The following is a 6,133-nucleotide window of genomic DNA, read 5'->3' on the forward strand; positions in this document are numbered from 1 at the left end:
CGGCACTTGCTCCGCCCCCCGCACACGTCTAACCACGCGCCCGATGACAGGCACCCATTCATGACGACTGCCACGACAATCGGGGTGACCCCGGGCCTGCTGCCCGAAGGTTTGCGCGACCGGCTGCCGCCCGAGGCAGAGGCTGCAGCCACGCTGGTGCGCACTCTGACGGGCGTTTTCGCGTCATTTGGCTATGAACGCGTGTCGCCGCCGCTGATGGAATATGAATCCAGCCTGGCGGGCGGCGGCGGCGTGCGCGAACTGCTGCGCTTTACCGATCCCGTTTCGCAGCACAGCCTTGCGCTGCGGTCGGACATGACCGGCCAGGTTGGCCGCATTGCCGTGACGCGGCTGGGCCAGGCGGCACGGCCCCTGCGGCTCAGCTATGCCGGGCCGGTGCTGCGCGTGCGCGGCGATCAACTGTCGCCGGAACGTGAACGCATACAGGCCGGGGCCGAATTGATCGGCGATGACGGCGAGGCCGCCGCCCACGAGATCATGGCCGTCGCCATCGAAGCGCTTCGCGCCGCCGGCGTTGCTGCGCTCAGCATCGATATCACCATGCCGACCATGGTCAGTGACCTTGCCGCTTCAGGCTGGGACATGGGGCGCGCGACATTGGCACAGGTACAGGCACTGCTTGATGGCAAGGATGCCGGCGGGCTTGTTGCTCTTGGCGCGGGAGCATTCGTGCCGCTCATAAACGCCGCCGGCCCGGCTGATGTAGCGCTTGCCCGGTTGCTTGCCCTGCCGCTTCTGCCGTCCACTGTCGCCGGCCGTCTTTCGCGCATCGTGCGGCTGGTCGCCGGCCTTGATGGCGTCAGCGTCACGCTCGACCCCACCGAACGCCACGGCTTTGAATATCAGACCTGGATAGGCTTTTCCCTTTTCGGTGCCGGCATATCGGGAGAAGTGGGCCGCGGCGGCGCCTATGCACTCGGGACCGGCGAAGCGGCCATCGGATTTTCGCTCTATGTCGATGGCTTGGTCGATGCCGGTCTGGGCCAGCGTGCACAGCGCCGCATCCTGTTGCCGCCCGGCACGGGCGCCGCAATCGCAGCGCGGCTGCGCAGTGAAGGCTGGGCCACGGTCGAGGCCTTCACAGGCGGACTGGACCCACGCGCTTATGGTTGCAGCCATATGCTTGTCGAAGACCTGCCGCACGCCGTTGATGGCGATGGCCAGAAGGAAGACTGATGCCAAACGTAACGGTGATTGGTGCCCAATGGGGCGATGAAGGCAAAGGCAAGATCGTCGACTGGTTGTCGTCGCGCGCCGATGTCGTCGTGCGTTTTCAGGGCGGCCACAACGCCGGGCACACGCTTGTCGTCGGCAACCAGACCTATAAATTGTCGCTGCTGCCGTCTGGTATCGTGCGCGGCACGCTCAGCATCATCGGCAATGGCGTGGTGTTCGATCCGTGGCATTTCCGTGATGAAGTCGCGCGCATTTCCGCCATGGGCGTCACCATCACGCCCGAAAACCTCGCCGTTGCCGAACAATGCCCGCTGATCCTGCCGCTGCACCGCGACCTTGACGGCGCCCGCGAGGATGCATCCGGCGCCGGCAAGATCGGCACGACGCGGCGCGGTATCGGCCCGGCCTATGAGGACAAGGCCGGCCGCCGCGCGCTGCGGGTCTGCGATCTGGCGCATCTTGATGATATCGGCCCGCAGCTTGACCGTTTGCTCGCGCATCACAATGCCCTGCGCACCGGTTTCGGCATTGCGCCGGTGGACCGCGAACAGCTGATTGCCGAACTGCGCGACGTGGCGCCGTCGGTGCTGCCCTATATCCAGCCCGTCTGGACCCGCCTTCGCGACGCGAAGGCGCAGCGCAAGCGCATCCTGTTCGAAGGTGCACAGGGCGTGCTGCTCGATGTCGATCACGGCACCTATCCTTTCGTCACATCGTCCAATGTCGTGGCCGGACAGGCTGCGGCGGGCAGCGGCATGGGGCCAAACGCCACCGGCTATGTGCTGGGCATCGTCAAGGCCTATACTACCCGCGTCGGCAGCGGGCCGTTCCCGACCGAGCAGGACAATGACATGGGCGAACGGCTCGGCCAGCGCGGCCGCGAATTCGGCACCGTGACGGGCCGCAAGCGCCGCTGCGGCTGGTTCGATGCAGTGCTGGTGCGCCAGGCCATTGCTGTGTCCGGCGTTGCCGGCATGGCGCTGACCAAGCTGGATGTGCTCGATGGCTTTGAAACGCTGATGATCTGCACCGGCTACCGGCTCGATGGCCGCGAACTGGACTACCTGCCCGCCCACACCGCCGACCAGGCGCGGGTCGAGCCGATTTACGAGGAATTCCAGGGCTGGAGCGAATCAACTGCCGGCGCGCGCAGCTGGGCCGAACTGCCGGCGCAGGCGATCAAGTACATCCGCCGCATCGAAGAACTGACCCAGTGCCCGGTGGCTCTGGTCTCGACCTCGCCGGAACGCGAAGACACCATCCTCGTGCGTGATCCGTTCGTCGATTGAGCGCGGCCCTCGCCTTTGCCCTGCTCGCCACTGCGCCGCCGGCGCTGCTTGCCGATCACATCATCATCGACAAGGGCGAACGCACGCTGGCGGCCTTTTCCAATGGCCGGCTGCTGGCGCGTTTTTCCGGCATCAAGCTCGGCGCGCGGCCAAGTGGCCACAAGAAATTCGAAGGCGATGAACGCACGCCCGAGGGTGATTACCGGATCGATTTTCGCAACACCGGCAGCCGCTATCATCTCGCGCTGCGAATCTCCTATCCCGACAGGGTTGATCGCGGTGCCGCCACGGCCATCGGCCGGCAACCTGGCGGCGACATTTTCATCCATGGCCAGCCGGGGCAATCCCCCTTTGTCAGGCTGCCTTGGGACTGGACGGACGGCTGCATTGCCCTGTCCAACGCCGAAATGGACCGGCTCTGGGCGCTTGTTCCCACCGGCACCCGCGTCACCATCCGGCGCTGAAACGCAGTTTGCGGCAGTCCAGACCCGCCCTATAGTGCGGCCATGTCCCTGATCGTACTTGCCGCCGCCGCTTTTGCCTGCGCCTCCCCCAGCCATCATGACGGCGATAATATCCGCTGCAGCAACATGCCGGGCGCCATGCGGCTGGAAGGCATCGATGCGCCGGAAATGCCCGGCGCCTGCCGTCCGGGCCGCGACTGCACCCCCGGCGACCCCTATGCGGCGCGCGACCACCTGCGTGGGCTGACGGCGGGCCGCAATGTCGAATGCGTGCAGCATGACACCGATACCTATGGCCGGGCAATTGTTACCTGCTCTGCCGATGGCCGCGACATTTCCTGCGCGATGATCGCCGATGGCTATGCGGTGGCACGTTATGCGGCGCTTGATTGCGGCGGCGGCAACAACCGCGCTGAAACCGAAGTGGCGGCTTCCGAAGCCACGCAAACGGACAACCAACCGGCAAACCAGCAGGGCCAATTCAACTTCAAATCGGACAGCCCGGCGTTCAGCGGGCCCGGCAGGGACGCGCTGCTGGACCGCTCCGACACAGACGCTGGCCCCGATCCTGTGCGCAACTTGTCACCATGGTGGCTGGTGCTTGCCGCCTTTGCCGGCATCAACCTGTTCACCTATTTTGAATTCGCCCGCGACAAGGCGCTTGCCATCGAAGGGCTGCGCCGAAACGTCAGGCGTGTGCCCGAAGCCCGGCTGCTGATGCTGTCATTTCTGGGCGGCAGCCCCGGCGGCTTGCTGGCCATGCGGCGGCTGCGCCACAAGACGTCCAAGCAGAGCTTCCAGAAGGGGATGATCATCGTCATCGGCCTGCAAATCGGTATCCTGCTCGGCAGCTTCCTCTGGCTGATGCCTTGATCATCGGAGCGCACATATGACACAGGATATCTGGCCGGCGCGCACCGCTATGCTGGCCGTTCTTGGCGGCGCTGCCGGCCTTGCATTCCACAATCTGCTGCCGCCCGGCGGCAAGACCATCCCCGAAGGCACGCTCGCACTGTGCAACGGCCTTGGCGTCTTCGCGCTCGGTTTTGCCTATGTCTGGGAACGCAGCCGGCCGGGGCTGGCCATCGCCTTTGCCCTTGCAGTCGGTTTCATCGCCTGGGGCACAAGCCATTTTGCCGGTGGCACGGCCGGTCTCGACGACATAGCCACTTGGCGCATGGTCTGCGCGGCCATTGCCATCGCCATTGCCGCACCGCTGTTTCAAGCGTGGCGAGATGGCGCTGGTGCCGAGCCGGGCAATGGCCCCCGCATTCCATATCCCATCGCGCATGACCGCGCCTGGACCAACCTTGTGCTGTGGTTCGCCAGCCTCGCGTTTTTGGGGATCAGCTGGTTGCTGGCATGGCTGCTTGCCGGCCTGTTCGATCTGATTGGCATCAAGATATTGAAAACACTCCTTGATGCGCGCTGGTTCGGATTTGTGTTCAGCGGTGCGACGCTGCTGGGGGGCACCGGGCTGTTGCGGGACCAGATCCGCATCCTGTCCACCTTGCAGCGGGTGCTCAGGTTCGTGCTGTCGGCACTCACCCCGGTGCTGGCGCTGGGGCTGGCGCTGTTCCTGGTCGCCCTGCCCTTCACCGGCCTGGCGCCGCTGTGGGCGGCGACTCGTTCGACGACGCCGATCCTGCTTGCCTGCATCATCGGCGCGCTGGTTCTGGCCAATGCCATCATCTCGGACGAACCAGCCGACGAAGGCCGCAGCCGCGTCATGCGCCTGTCCGCTGCCGTCCTCGGCATCACTATGCTGCCGCTCGGCGTCATCGCCGCCTTGTCGACGGCGCGGCGAATCATGCAGCACGGCCTATCGCCCGACCGGCTCTGGGCGGTCACATTCGTGGCCATCGCCTGCGCCTATGGCCTGGTCTATGCCATCGCTGTCCTGCGGCGTTCGGGCTGGATGGCGCGTATCCGGCAAGGCAATCTGGCCATGGCGGTGCTGCTGTGCGCTGCCGCCCTGCTGCTGGCGACACCGATCATCGATTTCGGCGCGTTGTCCACGCGCAGCCAGTTGGCAAGGCTGGAAAGCGGGCGCATATCGCCGGAGAAATTCGACTGGGCGGCGCTGCGTTTCGATTTCGGCGCGGCAGGCCGGCAAGCAGTTGCCGCACTGGCAAAAAGCGCCAGTCCGGCCATCGCCAGTGCAGCGCTGGAGGCGCAAAAGGCCGACAATCGCTGGGTGCTGCGCCGCCCGGATCAACTTTTGAACGGGACTGCGGAGCTCAAGGCCAATCTGCGTGTGCTGCCCGCTGGCACCCAAATCCCGCCCGCTTTGCTCGCGGCTATGGCCCGCAGCGGCGACTGCGCGGGCAAACAGGCCTGTGTCCTGCTCATCGAAGGCGAGCGCGCCATATTGTTCCTCAACCTGCAATACGCCCCTTTCCAGGTCATATGGCAACGCGGCGCCGGGAAGGAAGAATGGCAGCAGGCAGAACGCGGGTTCACTGCAACAACGCCCGGCGCGCAGGCCGCCGACCGCCAAGAAGTGCTGGAGGGCGAAGTCACCATCCGCACTGTGCGGCGCCGCCAGATTGCCATTGACGGCAAGCCAGTGGACGTGATTTTCGAATGAGCCGTGCGGGCAATGCCCGCCACCTGTCGATGACCCTGACCACGCTTTTCGATTGGCGCCTGTACCCGGCCGTCCTTATGAAACCGGAAAAGCACAAGGATGCCCCGACATGCCCACCCTTGATTTCGACCTTTTCGTCATTGGCGCTGGTTCAGGCGGGGTGCGCGCCAGCCGCATCGCCGCTGCACACGGCGCCCGGGTTGCCGTGGCCGAGGAATTTCGCGTCGGCGGCACCTGTGTCATCCGGGGCTGCGTGCCCAAGAAATTGCTCGTTTATGGCGCGCATTTCGCCGAGGATCTGGTCGATGCCCGCCGGTTTGGCTGGAAAATCGACGGCAAAACCTTCGACTGGGCGACATTACGCGATAATGTGCTGGCCGAAGTGGACCGGCTGAACGGCATTTATCAAACCACGCTGGACAGCAACAAGGTCACGACCTTTCACGCACGCGCAACGTTCATCGATGCCCATACGCTCGATGTCGGCGGGCAGCGCGTGACTGCGGGCCATATCCTCGTGGCCACAGGCGCCCGGCCCATGATCCCCGAATTGCCCGGCGCCGAGCTTGGCATCACCTCGAACGAGGTGTTTC

The 6,133-nt window shown here is 65.1% G+C and carries 6 protein-coding genes; all 6 read left to right on the top strand.

Translation table 11 applies throughout. The features are described 5' to 3' along the window. The first annotated feature begins 60 nt into the window (after positions 1-60). Positions 61-1,197, top strand: coding sequence for an ATP phosphoribosyltransferase regulatory subunit (locus tag RMQ73_RS09825; protein WP_310498023.1), 1,137 nt, complete (start codon positions 61-63; stop codon positions 1,195-1,197). After that, a complete protein-coding gene (locus RMQ73_RS09830) occupies positions 1,197-2,486 on the top strand; it encodes an adenylosuccinate synthase (RefSeq protein ID WP_310498024.1) in 1,290 nt (429 codons plus the stop codon). The genes RMQ73_RS09825 and RMQ73_RS09830 overlap by 1 nt, the downstream gene beginning before the upstream one ends. Beyond that, on the top strand, positions 2,483-2,950 hold the full coding sequence (locus tag RMQ73_RS09835; RefSeq protein WP_310498025.1) for a L,D-transpeptidase family protein: 468 nt from the start codon (positions 2,483-2,485) through the stop codon (positions 2,948-2,950). Before RMQ73_RS09830 ends, RMQ73_RS09835 begins: the two co-directional genes overlap by 4 nt. Positions 2,951-2,992: 42 nt before the next feature. Further along, complete coding sequence (locus RMQ73_RS09840; protein ID WP_310498026.1) at positions 2,993-3,823, top strand: DUF1294 domain-containing protein; 831 nt, start codon at positions 2,993-2,995, stop codon at positions 3,821-3,823. A 16-nt stretch (positions 3,824-3,839) separates the two neighbouring features. Then, positions 3,840-5,540, top strand: a complete 1,701-nt coding sequence (locus RMQ73_RS09845) for a DUF4153 domain-containing protein (RefSeq protein ID WP_310498027.1) — start codon at positions 3,840-3,842, stop codon at positions 5,538-5,540. A gap of 109 nt (positions 5,541-5,649) precedes the next feature. Further along, on the top strand, positions 5,650-6,133 hold a 484-nt coding region (locus RMQ73_RS09850), incomplete at its 3' end, for an FAD-dependent oxidoreductase (protein ID WP_310498028.1).

Origin of the sequence: Sandarakinorhabdus sp., from assembly GCF_031430775.1 — a bacterium.
Lineage (GTDB): Bacteria > Pseudomonadota > Alphaproteobacteria > Sphingomonadales > Sphingomonadaceae > Sandarakinorhabdus.

Coding starts and splice junctions, on each gene's coding strand:
- RMQ73_RS09825 (WP_310498023.1), top strand. CDS start 61: ATGACGACTGCCACGACAATCGGGGTGACCCCGGGCCTGCTGCCCGAA.
- RMQ73_RS09830 (WP_310498024.1), top strand. CDS start 1,197: ATGCCAAACGTAACGGTGATTGGTGCCCAATGGGGCGATGAAGGCAAA.
- RMQ73_RS09840 (WP_310498026.1), top strand. CDS start 2,993: ATGTCCCTGATCGTACTTGCCGCCGCCGCTTTTGCCTGCGCCTCCCCC.
- RMQ73_RS09845 (WP_310498027.1), top strand. CDS start 3,840: ATGACACAGGATATCTGGCCGGCGCGCACCGCTATGCTGGCCGTTCTT.